Below are 16536 nucleotides of genomic sequence, written 5' to 3'. Positions count from 1 at the left end.
CGCCGTCAGGATGGAACGGGAACGGCACCACCCCCCGGCCGCGTCCTCGTGATCGAGGAGAGCCCGCCCCGGCCGGCGGGGCGGGGCGGGGCGGGGCGGGGTACGGAGGGGAGCGGCATGGGGGCATCGGGATTCGCCGAATGGACGCATCGCTTCGAGACCGAACGGGACCGCCGCGCAGCCGGGCCCGACCCCCAGGGGGAGTCGGGGGCTTCGCTGCCCCCGGCGGTGCGGGCGAGCATCCAGCGATTCCAGGCAGGCGAGGACGGCGACAGCTCGGGGCTGTTCGCCAAGGCTGACGCGGCGGGCGACCCGGCGTACTCGGCAGCGGTGCGGTTGTTCGTCGCCGAGGAGAAGAACCACGCGCGGCTCCTCGCTCTCCTGCTCGAGGCGGGCGGGGCGACGACGCAGGCCGGGCACTGGAGCGACGCGGCATTCGCGCGACTGCGTCGCTTGCCGGGGCTACGGACGGAGTTGCTGCTCCTGATGGTCGCGGAGGTGGTGGCCCTGCACTACCACCGGGCGCTGCGTGAGGGGACCGACGATCCCCTGACGTCGGAGGTCGCCGGCCGCATCCTGGCAGACGAGGAGCGGCACGTCCCGTTCCACTACGAGCGGCTGCGGGCGTCGGTCGCGGAGCTGCCGCGGGCGGCCCGGCGGGCGGTGCTGGCGGGGTGGCGGGTAATGCTCCTCGGCGCGGGTCTGGTCGTAGCCGCCGACCATGGGCGGGCGCTGCGCACGCTCGGGGTCGGGCGAGGGCGTTTCGTGGCGGAAGTGGTGGGGTCGGGCGGTCCGGTGGTCTCGGCGGTCCTCGGGACCACCCCGATGCGGGTGCCCACCGTCTCGGCGGAGCCGGTCGGCGGCGCCGCCGGTGTCCTGCCCGACACACGAGGACCGAGCGTCGACTCCGAGCAAGGACCGCCCGGCCCAGGCCTTGCGCTCGCACGGCTACGGCGGTTCAGCTGACCGGCCGGCCGGTACGTACGCGCATCCCCGCGCTTGCCCCAGCCGAGAGCTGCACCCCCCCGTCCGCACCCCCCGGGACAGCACGCCTAGGAGGCGTCCCGGTCGGGGTCGTGGGCGGTGTACAGCGAGACGAGGACGCCGTGCACCGGTTCACCCTCCGGAGCCTGTTCGGCGTCGTCGACCAAGCGGGCGAGGGTTTCGCCGAGTTCGCGGGCAGCGGCCGGGGTCAGCCGCAGGTGGCGCAGGCGCAGCAGGTGGTCGGCCGGGGAGCGGTCGATCTCCTGGGCGAAGGCGCTGAACAGGGCAGCGGTGCCGACCGCCTGCGGCTCGGCGACGAGCAGTTTGCGGGCCGTCCGCCCGTAGTACCGCTCGGTGCCGCCGCGTACCGTGCGGGTGCCGGCGATCCCGATCAGTCCGGCGTCGCTCAGCACCTTGAGGTGGTGGGCGAGGTTGCCCTTCTTCGCGTCGAGGAGCACCGCGAGCTGGCTGACCGTGGCCGTCCGCTGGGTCAGGGCGAACAGCAGCCGCTGGCGCAGTGGGTGGGCCAGGGCCGCGTACTGCTCGGGCGCGCCGATGTGTTGGACGTCCTCCGGGGGCTCCCAGGCCGCCTCGTCCCCGCCGGCGTCCCCGCCGATCTCCGCGTCGTTGTGCGTCATGACTCAAGTGTCTAACGCTCTTGACTCTTTCGCAAGGCCGGTGATCTACTCCTCGCCATGCCGACTCTGACATCCCTTCAGCCCGCCCCCGTCGTCGAGGAACTGGCCCGGCTGCTCGCCGCGCACTACGTCTTCCCCGAACTCGGCCAAGAGCTCGCCGGCCTGGTCCGGGACCGGCTGGCCGCCGGCGCCTACGACGTCGCCACCCCCGAAGAGCTGGGCCGGGTGGTCACCGCCGATCTCCAGTCCCGCAACGGTGACCGGCACCTGCGGCTGAAGTACCACGCCGACCGGGTACCCGAAGAGCAGGGCGCTGCGATGCTCGCGGAGATGCGGCGCGACTTCGAGGCGTCGCTGGGCGGCGTAACGCGCCTGGAGATGCTGGACAGCGGGGTGGCCGTGCTGGAACTGACGCCGAACCTCTTCCCGCTGGAGTGGGCCGCCGAGCCGCTCGGGGCCGCGCTGGCGGTGGCCTCCCGGGCCCGGGCGCTGATCCTGGACCTGCGCCGCAACCTCGGCGGCTCGCCCGACACGGTGGCCTTCGTCTGCGGCCACCTGCTGGACGAGCGCACCCTGCTGAACACCATGCACTGGCGCGAGGGCGACCGCCGCGAGCAGTCCTGGTCGCCGGCGTACGTCCCCGGCCCGCGCTTCGGGGGTGAGAAGCCGGTGTACGTGCTGACCAGCCCACGCACCTTCTCCGCCGCCGAGGAGCTCGCGTACGACCTCCAGCAGCTGGGCCGGGCGGTCGTGGTGGGAGAGACCACAAGGGGTGGGGCGCACCCGCGGGAGGGCTGGACCCTGCATCCACACCTCGAGGCGTCCATCCCGGTGGGCCGGTCGGTCAATCCGGTCTCGGGGACCAACTGGGAAGGCACCGGGGTCGTCCCGGACCTCCCGTGCCCCACCGCCGACGCCCTGGCCCGCGCCCATGAGCGGGCCCTGGCCCGCCTGGAACGGTCGGCCTGACGGTCCAGCCGGAGTCTGCGGTCTGACGGGCGTCGGCCGGCCGTGCGGCGGGAGCGGGCGCCGGGACGGCAGGCGCGGCGGGGGCGTCGTGCCGGCGGCGGCCGCCATGTCCGGCCAGGCCGGGAACGCGTGGATCACGTAGCGGACCAAACCTGCGGGCACCGTCGTCTTCGAGAGGTCGGCCCAGCGGTCGGTGCCCTCCGCATCGATGCGCGCGGTGTTCCCGGTGAGGGTCCAGCCGACGCCCGCGGTCATGCGGCCCAGCTGCGGCAGCAACACCGCCAGGTCGACACCGGCCCACTGAAGACCGGCGAGCTGACAGGCCATCTGCGGCCAGCCCGCGCCCTGCATCAACACGGCCAAGCCTTCGCCGCCGAGGTGGCCGCGGAGCCGGCCGCCGATCGGCCCGGCGCCGTCTTCTCCGCGTCCTCGCCGAATTCCGCCGCGGTGCCGGTGAGGCGTTTCCGGGTGGCGCGGCGGACCTCGTCCGTAGACGTCCTTGAACGTCGACTGCGAGTCAGCACAGGTCAGCGCGTTGGGCTGTCCCGGCTCGAGTCGGCTCGTGTCGGGCGAGTGGTATCCCGTGGCCCCGGACGCGTCGATCGCCCGCGCCGTCGACCCACGGCTGGACGTGCTCCAGAGGCTCGCGAGGCGGCTCGGAGGTTCGGAGGCTCGGAGGCTTCTCGTTCAGGAGCCAGTGGACAGGAGCCAGTAGAGTGGCGGCAGACAAGAGAAGAGCTCCTCCGATGGACTCCCGCATATCACGCATACGCTCCAAGTTGGCGAGAGCGCCCTACCAGGCACAGCGCAGCCACTCGATGGGTGCCGAGCGCCACCAGTTTCGCGTTGGCCCGCGAGTCAGTTCCGCGCAGGCGGACACCTTCGAGCGTGAACACCACATCTCCTTGCCGGCAGCCTACCGAGCGTTCCTCGTCGGGCTCGGAGGCAGCGGTGCCGGCCCCTTCTACGGCCTGCTCCCGCTGGAGGATTGCAGGCTGTTCACCATGGACCGACAGCCCCCGGACGGCACCCCGCGGGGGTTCCATCACGTGGACCACCCGGACGCGCTGCAAGGAGATCGGTTCCTCCACATCATCGAGATGGGCTGTAGCGACCTGTGCCTCATCGGCGTGACCGGCCCACTCACCGGCCGCATCGTCACGGGCAACGCGGACGGCTTCTGGCACGCGAACGTCTCCTCGGCCCAGGACTTCCTGAGCTGGTACGAACGCTGGCTCAACCACATGCGGGACGGCAAGGACAACCGCGCGCTGGGCCTCACCTCTCCCCCGACCGTCGCAAGCACCCCTTGGGGCCCCCGGGCCATGGCCCGGAGAACTGGGTGACCGTACGCCGCAGAGGGCCCAGGGGACGAGTGACGAGTCCCACCCCCTCGCGCACGCGGCAAGTCCTCGCCGCAGGGCGCTTGCTTGCCCGGGTCCTGAGCCCATGTCCATCTCCGCTCCCCTGGGTGGGGTGAGGGGTAGACGAAGGGTCAGGCTCCCGCGCTCTCGCAGGGTTCGCCCCCCAGCGGGGGTGTGGCAGAGCCCGGCCACCGCCTCGTCGTACTGCTCAGGTCGCAGTGCCGACGGCCGGAAATCATCATCAGGGCGCACCTGTCGCACGGGGGGATGCCGCCATGATGTCCGTCATGGCACAAGAACTCGCAACGCTCGCCCAGCAGACCGCGGACCGCCTGGCTGAACAGCACGTCGGTGTGGTGGTGGCCGCGGTGGCGGATGACGTCGTGGAGATACGGGGTGCCGGAACCACCGGTACGGACCACGGGCGTGTCCCGGGCCCCGACACCCTGTTCGAGATCGGCTCGGTGACCAAGGTGTTCACCGCCCTGGCCCTGGCCCGCATGGCGTCCGCCGGTACGGTGCGCCTGGACGAGCCGCTCGGTGACCTCCTGCCCGCCGGGACGGCCGTTCCGTCACGGGACGGCCAGACGATCTCCCTACAGCATCTGGCCACGCACACCTCCGGTCTGCCGCGCCTACCGAAAGGCATGCTGCTCCAGGCCCTACTGCGCCCTTCGAAGCCGGATCCCTACGCCGACTGCACGGCCGACGTCCTGCTGGCCGGGCTGGCCGGAACCCGTCTGGGGGCCACTCCGGGCAAACGATTCCGCTACTCCAACCTCGGAGCCGGGTTGTTGGGGCTGGCCCTCGCCCGCAGGGCGGGCACGGAGTACGAGACCCTCATCACCCGTGAGATCTGCGCCCCCTTGGGCATGACCGACACCATGGTGACGGTGGACGGCACCCGCTCGGAACGCTCCGCGCAGGGCCACGTGCGCCGCGGGCGGCCCGCCGCACCGTGGCACCTCGCAGACCTGGCGGGAGCGGGGGGCCTGCATTCGACCGCGACCGACCTGGTGGCCTTCGTACGGGCACAGCTGGACGGCGGCCCCGCAGAGCTCGCCGAGGCGATCCGCCTGAGCCGTGCGGTCGAGTACCGCAGGAGCCCCTTCGCCCAGGTGCACCTCGGCTGGATGGCGCACCGCCTGCACCCCCGGCAGGGCGCCCACCTCCAGATCTGGCACAACGGAGGAACAGGGGGCTTCTCCTCCTTCGTGGGGTTCGACCCGGAGAAGCGGCTCGCCGTCATCGCCCTCGGCAACACCCAGCGCCCGCTGGACGGCCCGGCCTTCGACCTCCTGCGCACCCTGCAAGCAGAGCGTGCGGCCAAGTCGAACTGACCACGGCTCGGGGCGGGCCCGGCCGAAGGGCGTCGTCCCATAGGGCAAGGGAGAGCGCGAGGGCACCGATGTGTCCTCCGCCGAGCGCATTACCGACCCCATGGGCGACCGTGTCTCGCTGAACCCGCCGAACGGATGCCGTCTTGTGGCTCTGCCTTCTTCACCACCGCACCCGCACGGTGTCGTTGTGCGGCTCCCGCTCTCGGTGGCTTTGGTGCTCGGCCATCGTGTCAACGGCACCGCCGTCGGGCGTTGGCGTCGGGGACGCGGTTGCCCGCGTCCCCTTGGGGTTGTGCCGGGCCCGTGAGCGGGTTCAGGCGAAGTACAGGAGCTGAACCCTGACAGGGAGTTCCTCCGGCCAGCCCGAATCCACGCGGACGATCACTTGTTCCCCATCCAGGGGAACTACGTTGTGCACGGTCATGGCCGCGCTTCCCATGAAGGACTTGCCGGTGTCGGCGTAGAATTCCGTGACGCTGGCGAACACCTGACTGAAGGATCCTCCCAGGCCGGGCGTTTCCAGAGTCCTTTCGAAAACACCTTGGCCCGAGAGGTCATAGTAGTAGTAGGCCTGCTGCAGACCCGCTTGTGCCCTGCTCGCGCTTCCGCCCGTGGGCGGGACCGCTCGCCCGGATCCGGCCTTTCCACCGTTGCCGCTTGCTGTGTTCCCGATCGCGGGTTCACGAAGATTGCTGTGGGTCATGTCCGTTCCCTTCCATGAGGAGGGGATCCCGACATGGCAGGGACGTGTCAGTGTCCGCACGTCACGCCTGTGCGCCCTACCTGTACGCCATGCCTGTACGCCATGCCTGTGCGGGGATCTCCATAAGACCGGCCCTGGGTACGCCAGCCGCTCGATGAGGGAGGACGTTTCTACCTCGCCGTGCGAGCCGACCGCCTTCGCTCCGGTCTCCTTTCTCATTCATGGTGGGCCGGATCCCTGGCGCCGCGACCCCCTGAATTCGGGGATGTACAAACCGCGGATCGGAAGGCTGTAGATCAGCGGGTCATCGGGTCAGCGCGGCGCTGAGTTCGTCGCGCCCGTCTGCTCCGGTCTTGCGGAAGACCGCCTTGAGATGGTCGTTGACCGTGTACGCGGACAGGTCCAGTCGGCGGGCGATCTGCTTGACGGACGCCCCCGTGCGGAGCTGCGCAACGACGTCGCGCTCTCGGGGGGTGATGCGATACCACTCGCACAACGACGGCAGGACCAGGTCCCACGTGGCCCCCTGGATCACGAGGGCGACATCCCCCGTGGCGTCCGCGTCGAGCACCTGGCCCTGGCAGGTGGTCCAGCGGCCGGAGGCGGCCGGGGGCGCACACACCAGGGGAATGGCCCCGTCCTGACGACGGGCTTCCGCCCGGGCCACGAGGGAGAGCGACACGAAGAAGGCTCCCGGGACCCACGAGGGGATGGCGTGCGCCGACCACTGGTCCAGCCACAGCTGCGCCTGAGGGCTGACGGCCTTGATCCGGTGGTCGGAACCGACGGTGATCACCCCCGCCGAAAGAGGGGGGACCTCGGGGCAGAGAGGACCACCCGTCGCGTACCGGCGCAGGGCGGCCAGCAACGCCGGTACGAGCCGGGCCGCCCGCTGGGCATCGTCCTGACTGAACGGTGCTGCGCCCTCGCAGCGGAGCAGCCCGAGAGCCCCCCACACGCCGCGCCTGTCCTGGAGGAGCAGGCGCAGCTCGGAACTCGCCCCGTGGGCGGCGAGGATGTCATGCGCACGCGGGTCGGGCACGGGCGACCTATCGGTGGCGGCGCCCACGACGACGGCCGGGGTCCGCAGGAGGGTCGGAATCGCCGACCTCTGCGGGTCGCCCCCCAGATGCCGGTGCATGACGAGGTCCCTGACCAGCGCGGGGTCGTACTGGTGCCAGAAACTGAAACTGCCCAGCCCAGGACCGGTTGCCGGGTCGGTTCCCACCAAGCTCAGCGCGTCATGGGCCACGATCGGGTCGAGCACACGGGAGATCCCTGCTCCGACGAGTTCGGGGCCGGTGTTCTGGCTCGCCGCGGCATAGAGGTCACACGCGAGACGCCGGTCGTCGAAGAACGTAAGGCGGCCCATATGGCCCGATTATCCCTGAATGTGCGGGGTGGGGCCAGACTGGGAATCGCCGCCCGAACGGCTTCCGCCCCATGGCTGTGACCAGCACGCTCGCCCATCACTCGGATCCGGCCCGGCGAACCTGCGCCGATTGCAACACCCCGACACGCGGTGACGTCGTATGTGCGCAGGAGGTTCACTGTGCCGTCGACGTAGGACAGGTCGCCGCGGTGGTCCGGGACGTGTCGGGCAAGGGCGCGGCGGACGCTGTCAGCGACGTGCTGTCCGTCCAGGTGGCACGTCCAGGTGGCACGTCCCGCTCGAGAGGCCGTCCGGCGCGTACGGACCGATGAGGGTGCCGAAGATCAGGTTCCACCGAGGACGGACGGGCGGGCCTCGATGGTGTGCGGGTCGAGGCGGTACCTGGTGCTTGTCGGCCATGGTGGTCGAGGCACCAGAGCGCGATCAAATCGCCCTTCTGCGACAGAAGACGGCACAGCGGGGGCCAGCAGTGGTTCGGCGGGTTCGCAGCCGATCAGGTGCGCGGGCTGGGTAGGTCGCCGCGGACGCAGGGTGAACAGGCCGTCGATGGAGCGGCAGCTGCCCGAAGGACCACCGTGACCGTCCTCGAGGAGCGACGGGAGCCACAGGTCGAACCGCGGGCTCGAAGGCAGCCGCTTGCTGCCCCGGAGGTCGTCCTAACTGACACCCCTGCCCCCGACGATGTCCACGCGCCCGGGATCGCAGTGCGTGGGCCACTGGGCCAAGACGACCGTGTCCTCCAGCCCCGTCAGCCCCGTCAGTCCCGTCCCCCAACACGCTCGCCCGCTCGGCGCTGCCCACCACGGCCCGGGCCTGGGCCAGCAGGCTCTCGCGCGGGCAACCACGCAGCATCAGGACTTCCCGCGGCAGCGGAGGCGGGTCCATGAACAAGCCCCCCACACACAAACACACACCGGGAAGTCCCGCTCCCACCCCACATGTTCCTCGGACCGCCACTTCTCTCCTGCTACCGGGCTGCCTCGGCGCTCACACCCCCACGGCTCGCGGACGCCGAAGCCCGCCAAATTCCGCCCGCTCGGCCTGGCACCTCGTACGCCAACGACCAGGACGGGCCCGCTCGTTGACCGCAGTCGCCGCGAAGTCCAACTGGGTCAAAGCCGACCATCACCCGGCCGAACGGCTGCCCCGGCCGACGCCAAGGCACTCGCCTCGCCCTCACTGACCGGCTTCAGGCACGGCTCGGCAACCCCGGCGAGGAGCACAGCAGCATGTCGTCCATGTCCGGAGCGACGCCCGACCGCGCCGCGCGTTACACGCATGGTAGGGGACGATCGCACCCGCTCCGCCGACACCCTGGGGTGGACTACGCCGGAGCGGCCCCGGATCACCCACGCCCACGCGGAGGCTCGGGACCGGAAACTTCCGGCCCGGACTCCGCCCCGGAAGGCGTTGCCGCCACGCACGACGGCGGCGGCCGCGGTGGTCGACACAGCGCTCGCGTTCGTGGATCCAGGGCGACGGCTCTAGTTTTCTTGCCTGTCGTTTGCTTGCAGCTCTGCAAGGGTGCACACTTGCGCGAATTCCGGTCGGGCGCAGCGTCGCACCCTCATGACGGATGTGCCCGGAACCGAGGCCCGGGTCATCAGCAAGCCACACGGGAGCACGTGTTGAGTACACCAGGTACGGCCCGCCAGCAGCATCTCCGAAGCCTCAGCGACGGGGAACTTTGTGCCCTGCTTCGTGGGCACACCTCGGAATCTGATGCGGCCGTCAGCGACGTGATGGATGAGGTGTTCGCCCGTCACCATCCCTCGGTGCTGGCCTACGCCCGCACGTGCTGCCGAGACCTGTCCACCGCCCAGGACCTCGCCGCCGAGGCCTTCGCCCGTACCTACCGGGCCATCACCTGGGGTGCCGGACCCGAGTACGCCTGGCGGCCGTACCTGCTGACCTGCGTGCGCCGGCTGGCGGCCACATGGGCGCAGAACGCCGCCCGAACGCGGCTGTCCGACGATTTCGAGGAATGGGCCGCTCAGCTCTCGGACGGCCAGGACACCGAGGACGCCGTCTTCTCGGCGGAAGAGGGATCACTGGTCCTGAGTGCCTACCGGTCGCTGCCGGAGCGCTGGCAGGCCGTGCTGTGGCACTCCGTCGTCGAACACGAGCCGGCGTCCGAGACCGCAGCACGCCTCGGGATATCGGCCGGAGGCGTCGGCTCGCTGGTCTCGCGTGCACGGGAAGGCCTGCGTGAGGCGTACTTGCTCGCTCACCTGAACCAGGCGGCGAGTGACGAGTGCCGGCACTACGGGAGGCAGATCGCCGCCAGGCTGCGCCGACCGGGCAAGCGCCTCACCCGGGACCTGGGGCACCACCTTCAGGGGTGTGACCGCTGTGCACGGGCCGAGCGCGACCTGCGCGATGTCAACGGCCGTCTGGGCGTCCTGCTGCTGGGTGGAATCCTGCTGTGGAACCCCGCCTCCTTCCTGTCGGCCCTGGGCGGGGGCGGCACGCAGCTCGCCTCAAGCACGCTGAGCGGGACGCAGGTCGCCGGAGGCAAGGTCGGCGCCGTGAAATGGGCCACTGCGGCAGCCGTGGCCGGAACGGCGGTCACCGCGATCGTCCTGCTGCCGGCAGACTCCGAGAACGACGGGTCCGTCCAGGCAGCCGCTCCTGCCAGAACGGCCGCGGCCCCGGGCGGCCCCTTCCCGGAGTCCACACCGCTCACGGTCATCGGCCCGGCGGCTTTCGCCACCGCTCCCGCCACGCCCTTCCCTTCCGCCTCCCCGTCCGCCTCGGCCTCCGCCTCGACCTCGGCCTCGGCCTCCGCCGTGCCGACTTCCGCGTCGCCCTCGACCGGTCAGACGGGCACCGCCCTGGTCAACGTGGCCTCGGGGCTGTGCGTCGGCCTCGGCGGCTCCGGCTCCGGCGGCCCGTTGCAGCTCGAGAAGTGCACCGGACAGGCCAACCAGGGCTGGCAGCGGCTGCCTGCCCGTCAGAACACGTACCAACTCCGCAATGCGGGCACCGGCACCTGCCTCGACGGCACCACCAGCGGCGGAAATCTCGTCGCGGTCACCCTTCGCGCCTGCCGGACCGACGCGGACCGCGCGACGCAACTCTGGCGGTTCGAGCCGGACGCATGGCCCGGCGCCTACCGCGTCTGGTTCGTGCCGAAGGTCCCGCACAGTGACTACGCCGACCATCTGCTGGGCCCGCGGAACTGGCCGAAGGCCGACCCGCCGCGTCCGGGATCACAGATGGTGCACCTGCCCAACTACTACAACTCGGTCAACCTGCTCTTCACCCTGAAGTGAGCGCCCGCACTGGCCCGATCCCTCCCGGTCCGCGTGCTGTTGGTTGCCGACGGCGCCTCGAGGCGCGTCATCACCGGGCGGGGAGAACGGCTGGTGCCGGCAACCGCATCCGTACGCCTCGCTGGGCTCCACCTCGCCGCCTTCTCCATCCGGTCGGCGAGGTGCTGCGAAAGGCAGAGCCCCGAGCAACGCCCTATGCGACGGTGCAGATGACCCAGGCCGACGCCCTGTTACTGACGTCGGCGGTGTTCTTCACACCGACTGACCAGCCCCCGCTGTTCGGGAGGGAGTCGGTGATGAAGGTGAGCGTGCTGGTGGTCTGGCCGCCTCCCCCGGTGGGCACCGTGCCCGCTGGACAAGCCACGTGCGCGAAGCCGAAACCACCAGCCGGGATGGACACCTGTTCGCCCTGGTACTGCGGGTGCGCGCTCAACGGCGCAACGACACCGGAGTCGGCGGGGAGAGGGGGCTTGGGCGGATCGTCCCTTGCATCCATCGCGTTGGCGGAGATCACGCCGCCGGCGAGGAGCGCGAGGGCGGACACGACGGCCACGGTGAGGGGGCGGATGGTCTTCATCAGTCTTCCTTGCTCTTTCGGGTTCCGGACAGCCTCGGACTTCCCGAATTCCGCAAGGGGATACGCTCGACCACTCGTTCGGCTCAGGCAGAAACGTATGCGCGCGTGCTGAAAGAGTGACCCGACCAGGTCGAACGTCAAGGCCAGGTAGGAACGTTCGTCTGGCAGTCGTGTCGCACCGGTTGGGGCGACGGCAGGGAGTTCCTGGGTCTACTCGGTCGCGCATCTGGGTGTCATTCGGGGCGGCTGAAGCGGTGGGCGGCCCAGAGCAGCGCCGCGACGCCGCCGGCCACCAGCAGGGCGCCTTCCAGGAGCAGGGGAGGTTGCCAGCCGGACCACTCGATGCCCACGGTGGCTGCCTGGTCCGGTACCCGTAGCGTGATGCAGCGGCGGAGCAGGTCCACTCCGTAGGCCAGCGGATTGGCGGCGGCCAGTGCGTGGGCCCAATCCGGCAGGTTCTGGAGCGGGAAGAAGCCGCCGGAGAGGAACAGCAGCGGCATCATCACCAGGCCGAGCAGCATGTGGAAGACCTCGGGCCGGCCCAGGCTCACGGCGAGGGCGAGGGACAGGGCCGTGATGGTGAAGGAGGTCACGATCATGCCGCCGAGGAGCAGTGCCATGAGGAGCGGGTCGTAGGGCAGGCCGACGGCGCCAGCCAGGCCGAGCAGGACGGCGCCCTGCACCGTGGAGACGATGGTGCCGCCGGCGCAGCATCCGAGGAGCAGGGTGGAGCGGCGGACCGGGGCCATCAGGAGTTCGCGCAGGTAGCCGCTCTGCCGGTCGGTGATCAGTCGGATGCCGACCATGATGGCCGGCGTCTGTACCGTCATCATCAACATGCCCGGGAAGAGGTAGGTCTGGTAGCCGACGCCCAGTGAGGAGTTCGGGATCAGGGCGGCCAGGCCACCCCCCAGGACGAAGAGGTAGAGGACCGGCTGGAGCAGCATCAGGGCGGTGTGGGTGGGCTGGGCGGACAGGCGCAGCAGATCGCGGTGGACCAGGCCGTGGATGGCGCGCAGTTCGTGCCGCAGGCGGGACCCCGGCTCGCGGCCGGCGCCGTCGCGGGCGCCGGGTTCGTCCGGGGTGCGGGAGGCGTCCGGGGCCGGGAGGGCGGGTGCGGTCATGGGGCCTCCTCGGGCGCTGCCGTGCTGCCACCCGGGACCGGGGCGGCCGGTGTGCGGTGGGGCCGGGGGGTGTGGATGCTGCGGCCGGTGTGGTGGAAGAAGACGTCGTCGAGCGTCGGTGCGGTCGCGGACGCGGCGTGCACGGCGATGCCGTGGGCTTCCAGCGCCGCGCACAGGCGGGGGATCCACGCGCTGCCGTTGGGTAGCCGCAGGGACACCCCGTCGCTGTCCAGGGTGATGTCGAGGTCCGACGGCACGGTCCGGCCCACGACCTGCCGTGCTGCCGCGTCGTCGCTGGTGCGCAGCGCCACCCGGTCGTCCCCGATCGCGGTCTTCAGCGCGAGCGGCGTGCCCTGGGCGACGAGCCGTCCGTGGTCGATGATGCCGAGGCGGTCGCAGTTCTCCGCCTCCTCCAGGTAGTGGGTGGTGACGAAGAGCGTGCTGCCGTGCTGGTCGCGCAGGTCGCGCAGGTGTTCCCAGACCTGGGCGCGGGCGTGCGGGTCGAGTCCGGTGGTCGGCTCGTCAAGGAACAGGATCCGGGGTGCGTGCAGCAGGCCGCGGGCGAGTTCCAGGCGGCGGCGCATGCCTCCGGACAGGGTGCGGACCAGGGAGCGCCGCCGGTCGGTCAGGCCGACCACTTCGAGCATCTCGGCGGTGCGCAGGCGGGCGTGGCGGCGGCGCAGTCCGTAGAGGCGCGCGTGGATGTGCAGGTTCTGCTCGGCCGTCAGGTCCGGGTCCAGGGCGCTGTGTTGGAAGAGCATCCCGACCAGTCTTCGTACCTGGTCCGGGCGGCTGAGTACGTCGACGCCCGCCACCGTGGCCTGTCCGGCGGTGGGGCGGGCCAGGGCGCACAACAGGGCGAGGGTGGTGGACTTTCCCGCTCCGTTGGGGCCGAGGAAGGCGAAGGTCTCTCCCTGGAGCACGTCGAGGTCCAGGCCGCGAACGGCGTGGGTGGTGGTGCCGTCCGGCCGCGGGTAGCTCTTGACCAGGCCGCGCGTGCTGATGGCGTGGACCGGCTGGGCAGCGGACCGCGTGGCGTCCGGATGCGTCGGTACGGTGGTCAGGAGGCTCGCCCGGGGGCGAGTGTCGTCACCGGCATGTGGCTGCATGGTCAGGTCCTCGTCGACGGGAATGTCCTTGCGCGGGCCTGCCGGCCGCACCGGTCGTGGCTCCGGCCGGTGGCTGCCTCATGGACAGCCACCGGCCGGAGAGCTTGGTCAGCCGGCGCAGCTGATGCCGATACAGACGGTGTTGAGCAGCGTCAGCAGGCCGACGCACTCACACGTCGCGGCGAACGGCGCTCCGTCGACGCCGACCGGGTCGGTCTCCGGAAGGGCGTGCAGGTGAGCCAGCAGTTCGAGGTCGCGGTTCTCCATGACTTTCTCCTTCTCTCTGAGGTTGCGACAGGGGTTCCCGTCGCTCAGCCCGGCTGCTGGATCATCCAGTGCCGGGAGTCTGTGTGGTGGGTCCGCAGGAGGAACGCCAGGATTCCTGCGGACCCGTCGCTCCAGCTCGTCGAGACGTCCCCGTACTCGTTGGGGAAGACGACGTGGCCGGCGCGGTGGGCCCGTTCGGAGACGAGGAGGCGGGCCAGGTCCTCGGCCATCGCACGGTAGGCGGGGTCCCCGGTGGCGTCGGCCATGTCGAGGAGGAAGTCGCCGTTCCCCGCCAGCCCGTGGCACTGGGCGAGAGCGGCACGGGACGCACGCTCGACGACGGCGTGGGTCGCGCCGCGGGCGAGGTCGCCGAACCGCTTGTCCCCGGTCCGCCGCCAGAGGCGGACGAGGAAGGAGCCGATGCCCGCCGAGCCGTGGCACCAGTACGGGGCCGTGGGTACGTTCGACGCCTGGGCGGGCCACTGGGCGGCTGGGCCGACCATGACGGCGTGGGCCACCAGGAGCTCCCCTGCCGCGACGGCCAGCTCCAAGTGCTCGGAACGGTTGGAGATGTCGGCGGCGGCGAGGAGGAAGCAGCCGATGCCCGATGTTCCGTGCGCGAAGCCCAGATAGCGTTTGCCGGCCTCTTCGGAAACGGCTTCGGCGGGGACGGGCCAACTCACGCCGGACGGTTCGGGCTGTGCGGCGGCAGCCAGCCGGTCGGCTGCGTCGACGACCAGTTCGGCCAGGCGCGGGTCGCCGGTACGGTGCCACAGGTGGGCGGCGGCGAGGCCGCTGCCCGCGGAGCCGTGGGTGATGTCGTGGCTGGGTGTCGACTCCAGCGGGGCCAGCGCCAGGGCCAGCGCGTGGCCGGTGAGCGCGCGGTCGTCGATGGCGCGTCCGGCTTCGTACAGCGCCCAGGCGGTTCCGCGGCCTCCGAAGTGCAGCCCCGGGCGTATGGAGCGGGTGTCGGTACGGGCGGCGATCCAGTGACCCGCGGTGGAGATCACGTCCGGCAGCCGTGGGTCGCCGGTGAGCTCGAAGTACCGTGTCAGGACTGCCAGAACGCCTGCCGCACCTTGCTGCACGGTGCAGGGGTCGGTCTCTCCGGCCAGGGTGGACACGGGCCACAGCCATTGGTCGTCGGTCGGGGTCATCGAATCGACGAGGTGGTTCACCATCCCGGTGACCGCGGCCTGCGTCGCGGGGTGCGGGTCGACCGTAGGCTCCGGCCCGGCGGCGGGACGCGCCGGTCGCGCCGGTCGTGCCGGTCGTGCCGGCTCCGTCTCGCGGAGTGCCTCGCGCGCCCTCGCGGGGTCCCAGCGCTCGCCGGGATCGTCCTTCATCAGCCCGCGGATGATCTCCGGCAGACCGTCCGGCAACCGCAGCGTTCCGGCGCAGGCGCTCAGCCACTCGGCGAACCGCTGCTCCGCGGGCCTGGTGGCCGGCTCCTCGGGCAGCAGGTTCGGTACCTTTCCGGCGAGGACGAAGCACACGGTGGCGCCGAGGCTGTAGTAGTCCGCGGTCGGGGAGACGGGAGCGCCCACCAGGCGCTCGGGGGCGCTGAAGCCGGGGGTCCCCACTTGGGTCGGGAGCGGGACGTCGTCCTGGAGGACGGCGAGCTCCAGGTCGATGAGGCGCAGCTCTCCGTCGGGGCGGACCATGACGTTGCCGGGAGTGAAGTCCCTCAGTACGCAGCCGTGGGCGTGGGCCGCGGCGACCAGGTCCACCAGACGTCCGACCTGGGCCAGCGCCTCCGCTCGGTAGCGTTCGCTTCCGACGTCGCGCATGCGTTCGGCGACCCAGGTGCGCAGGGGCACGCCCGGCACTTCTTCCTGGGCGAGGAACAGGTGCCCGCCCGTTTCGAACATCGCGAGCGGTTCCGGTGCCAGTCCCGTGCCCTTGAGCTTCTCCAGCGTCCTGGCCTCGGCCCGCAGCCAGTCGCGTACGTCGGATCCGGATGCGTCGCCCTCGACGTGCGGCCGGGCCTCCTTGATCACCACAGGGGCGGCGGTGGTGACGTCCGTGCCCCGGTACACGCCGCCCTTGTTGGTGTGGCGGATCGCTTCCCTTACGGAGAACCGGCCGCTCAGCAGCACGGGGCCACTCGCCTTCTTCTCCTGTTGCGGCGGGAGCGGCACCGAGGCGGGGAAGGGGCTGACCGCCCAGGAGGGCGGGGAGTACTGGCCGGTGCGCTTGTCTTCTACGGGATTGCCGTCGGGGTCCTCGATGCACCACACCAGCAGGCCCTGCTCCGACAGCTGCCGCCGGCCGATGAAGGCGCCGTAGCGGTAGTGCACGAGGCTGTGCGGGGCGTACGGCTGGTCGGACAGGATCCGGGGACCGGCCAGTCCGGCCGTGGCCCTGTGCAGCTCCAGCGCTATTCGGGCCGCGTCGTCGTCCGAGGACGGGTAGACGGTGATGAACTTGCCCGAACTCCCCCGCGGCGTGGCACGGGAGTTGAGCGCGCTCACCTGCTCGAGGAAGCGGACGAACTTGAATCCCGACTCCTCGCGCAGCAGCACGTCGAGAGCCTTCGCGAGGACTTCCGGTGCGGAAGCGGCCGTGGCGGACACGTGCAACTTCCAGCCCTGCCGGCGCCTCGTACCCGACTCCGACTCTCGTACGAGGCGGCACCACATGTCGTCCGCGTCGATCGTCCAACGCGCTTCCGTACCCGTGTCCTGTAGCGCCTGGCGGAGCAGAATTTCGAGGTCGACTTCGGTCGATTGACTCGTCATGCGCGTCCCTCTCAACGGCGAAAACCGCTGGTCAAAATATGCCTTCGGCACG

13 protein-coding genes are annotated in these 16536 nt (G+C 71.1%); 5 read left to right on the top strand and 8 right to left on the bottom strand.

Annotation, left to right across the window (positions count from 1 at the left end; genetic code table 11):
* The first annotated feature begins 117 nt into the window (after window positions 1-117).
* Complete coding sequence (locus OG594_RS43955; protein WP_266608127.1) at window positions 118-966, top strand: ferritin-like domain-containing protein; 849 nt, start codon at window positions 118-120, stop codon at window positions 964-966.
* Window positions 967-1052: 86 nt separating this feature from the next.
* Here the strand turns inward: OG594_RS43955 and OG594_RS43950 are convergent, their stop codons facing one another.
* Window positions 1053-1622 carry a helix-turn-helix transcriptional regulator gene (locus OG594_RS43950; protein WP_266608125.1) on the bottom strand — a complete coding sequence of 190 codons (570 nt, stop codon included), beginning with the start codon at window positions 1620-1622 and terminating at the stop codon, window positions 1053-1055.
* A 57-nt stretch (window positions 1623-1679) separates the two neighbouring features.
* Between OG594_RS43950 and OG594_RS43945 the strand changes: the two genes are divergently transcribed.
* The 3 genes from OG594_RS43945 (at window position 1680) to OG594_RS43935 (ending at window position 5295) form a co-directional block, all read left to right on the top strand.
* A complete protein-coding gene (locus OG594_RS43945; protein WP_266608123.1) occupies window positions 1680-2591 on the top strand; it encodes a S41 family peptidase in 912 nt (303 codons plus the stop codon).
* 905 nt (window positions 2592-3496) lie between these two features.
* The gene (locus tag OG594_RS43940; protein ID WP_323185454.1) at window positions 3497-3937 is read left to right on the top strand and encodes an SMI1/KNR4 family protein; all 441 of its coding nucleotides are present in this window, start codon (window positions 3497-3499) and stop codon (window positions 3935-3937) included.
* A 305-nt stretch (window positions 3938-4242) separates the two neighbouring features.
* Window positions 4243-5295: a serine hydrolase gene (locus OG594_RS43935; protein ID WP_266608119.1), complete on the top strand. Its 1053-nt coding sequence runs from the start codon at window positions 4243-4245 to the stop codon at window positions 5293-5295.
* Window positions 5296-5608: 313 nt separating this feature from the next.
* Here OG594_RS43935 and OG594_RS43930 read toward each other — a convergent pair whose 3' ends face one another.
* Window positions 5609-5998 (bottom strand): hypothetical protein, encoded by a 390-nt coding sequence (locus OG594_RS43930; RefSeq protein ID WP_266608117.1) that lies wholly within the window; start codon window positions 5996-5998, stop codon window positions 5609-5611.
* 304 nt (window positions 5999-6302) lie between these two features.
* Window positions 6303-7370 carry a helix-turn-helix transcriptional regulator gene (locus OG594_RS43925; protein WP_266608116.1) on the bottom strand — a complete coding sequence of 356 codons (1068 nt, stop codon included), beginning with the start codon at window positions 7368-7370 and terminating at the stop codon, window positions 6303-6305.
* Between the two features lie 1763 nt (window positions 7371-9133).
* Here OG594_RS43925 and OG594_RS43920 point away from each other — a divergent pair.
* Window positions 9134-10666, top strand: coding sequence for a sigma-70 family RNA polymerase sigma factor (locus tag OG594_RS43920; RefSeq protein WP_266608875.1), 1533 nt, complete (start codon window positions 9134-9136; stop codon window positions 10664-10666).
* A gap of 193 nt (window positions 10667-10859) precedes the next feature.
* On the opposite strand, the gene OG594_RS43915 is transcribed toward OG594_RS43920, so the two are convergent.
* The 5 genes from OG594_RS43915 to lanL all read right to left on the bottom strand — a co-directional run bounded on the left by OG594_RS43915 (window position 10860) and on the right by lanL (window position 16484).
* On the bottom strand, window positions 10860-11243 hold the full coding sequence (locus tag OG594_RS43915; RefSeq protein ID WP_266608114.1) for a hypothetical protein: 384 nt from the start codon (window positions 11241-11243) through the stop codon (window positions 10860-10862).
* Window positions 11244-11476: 233 nt separating this feature from the next.
* Entirely contained in the window at window positions 11477-12367 is an 891-nt protein-coding gene (locus OG594_RS43910) for an ABC transporter permease (RefSeq protein ID WP_266608112.1), read from the bottom strand.
* Complete coding sequence (locus OG594_RS43905) at window positions 12364-13476, bottom strand: ATP-binding cassette domain-containing protein (protein ID WP_266608110.1); 1113 nt, start codon at window positions 13474-13476, stop codon at window positions 12364-12366. Before OG594_RS43905 ends, OG594_RS43910 begins: the two co-directional genes overlap by 4 nt.
* A gap of 108 nt (window positions 13477-13584) precedes the next feature.
* Window positions 13585-13743, bottom strand: coding sequence for a VenA family class IV lanthipeptide (locus OG594_RS43900; protein WP_266608109.1), 159 nt, complete (start codon window positions 13741-13743; stop codon window positions 13585-13587).
* Window positions 13744-13787: 44 nt separating this feature from the next.
* Window positions 13788-16484 carry a class IV lanthionine synthetase LanL gene (gene lanL, locus OG594_RS43895; protein WP_266608108.1) on the bottom strand — a complete coding sequence of 899 codons (2697 nt, stop codon included), beginning with the start codon at window positions 16482-16484 and terminating at the stop codon, window positions 13788-13790.
* Window positions 16485-16536 lie beyond the last annotated feature (52 nt).

Source organism: Streptomyces sp. NBC_01214 (assembly GCF_026340975.1).
Lineage (GTDB): Bacteria > Actinomycetota > Actinomycetes > Streptomycetales > Streptomycetaceae > Streptomyces.
This window is presented reverse-complemented; position numbering and strand designations above follow the sequence as displayed.

What these genes read in the sequence shown, in the direction of transcription:
- OG594_RS43955 (WP_266608127.1), top strand. Translation starts at nt 118, where the DNA reads ATGGGGGCATCGGGATTCGCCGAATGGACGCATCGCTTCGAGACCGAA.
- OG594_RS43950 (WP_266608125.1), bottom strand. Translation starts at nt 1,622, where the DNA reads ATGACGCACAACGACGCGGAGATCGGCGGGGACGCCGGCGGGGACGAG.
- OG594_RS43945 (WP_266608123.1), top strand. Translation starts at nt 1,680, where the DNA reads ATGCCGACTCTGACATCCCTTCAGCCCGCCCCCGTCGTCGAGGAACTG.
- OG594_RS43935 (WP_266608119.1), top strand. Translation starts at nt 4,243, where the DNA reads ATGGCACAAGAACTCGCAACGCTCGCCCAGCAGACCGCGGACCGCCTG.
- OG594_RS43930 (WP_266608117.1), bottom strand. Translation starts at nt 5,998, where the DNA reads ATGACCCACAGCAATCTTCGTGAACCCGCGATCGGGAACACAGCAAGC.
- OG594_RS43925 (WP_266608116.1), bottom strand. Translation starts at nt 7,370, where the DNA reads ATGGGCCGCCTTACGTTCTTCGACGACCGGCGTCTCGCGTGTGACCTC.
- OG594_RS43920 (WP_266608875.1), top strand. Translation starts at nt 9,134, where the DNA reads ATGGATGAGGTGTTCGCCCGTCACCATCCCTCGGTGCTGGCCTACGCC.
- OG594_RS43915 (WP_266608114.1), bottom strand. Translation starts at nt 11,243, where the DNA reads ATGAAGACCATCCGCCCCCTCACCGTGGCCGTCGTGTCCGCCCTCGCG.
- OG594_RS43910 (WP_266608112.1), bottom strand. Translation starts at nt 12,367, where the DNA reads ATGACCGCACCCGCCCTCCCGGCCCCGGACGCCTCCCGCACCCCGGAC.
- OG594_RS43905 (WP_266608110.1), bottom strand. Translation starts at nt 13,476, where the DNA reads ATGCAGCCACATGCCGGTGACGACACTCGCCCCCGGGCGAGCCTCCTG.
- OG594_RS43900 (WP_266608109.1), bottom strand. Translation starts at nt 13,743, where the DNA reads ATGGAGAACCGCGACCTCGAACTGCTGGCTCACCTGCACGCCCTTCCG.
- lanL (WP_266608108.1), bottom strand. Translation starts at nt 16,484, where the DNA reads ATGACGAGTCAATCGACCGAAGTCGACCTCGAAATTCTGCTCCGCCAG.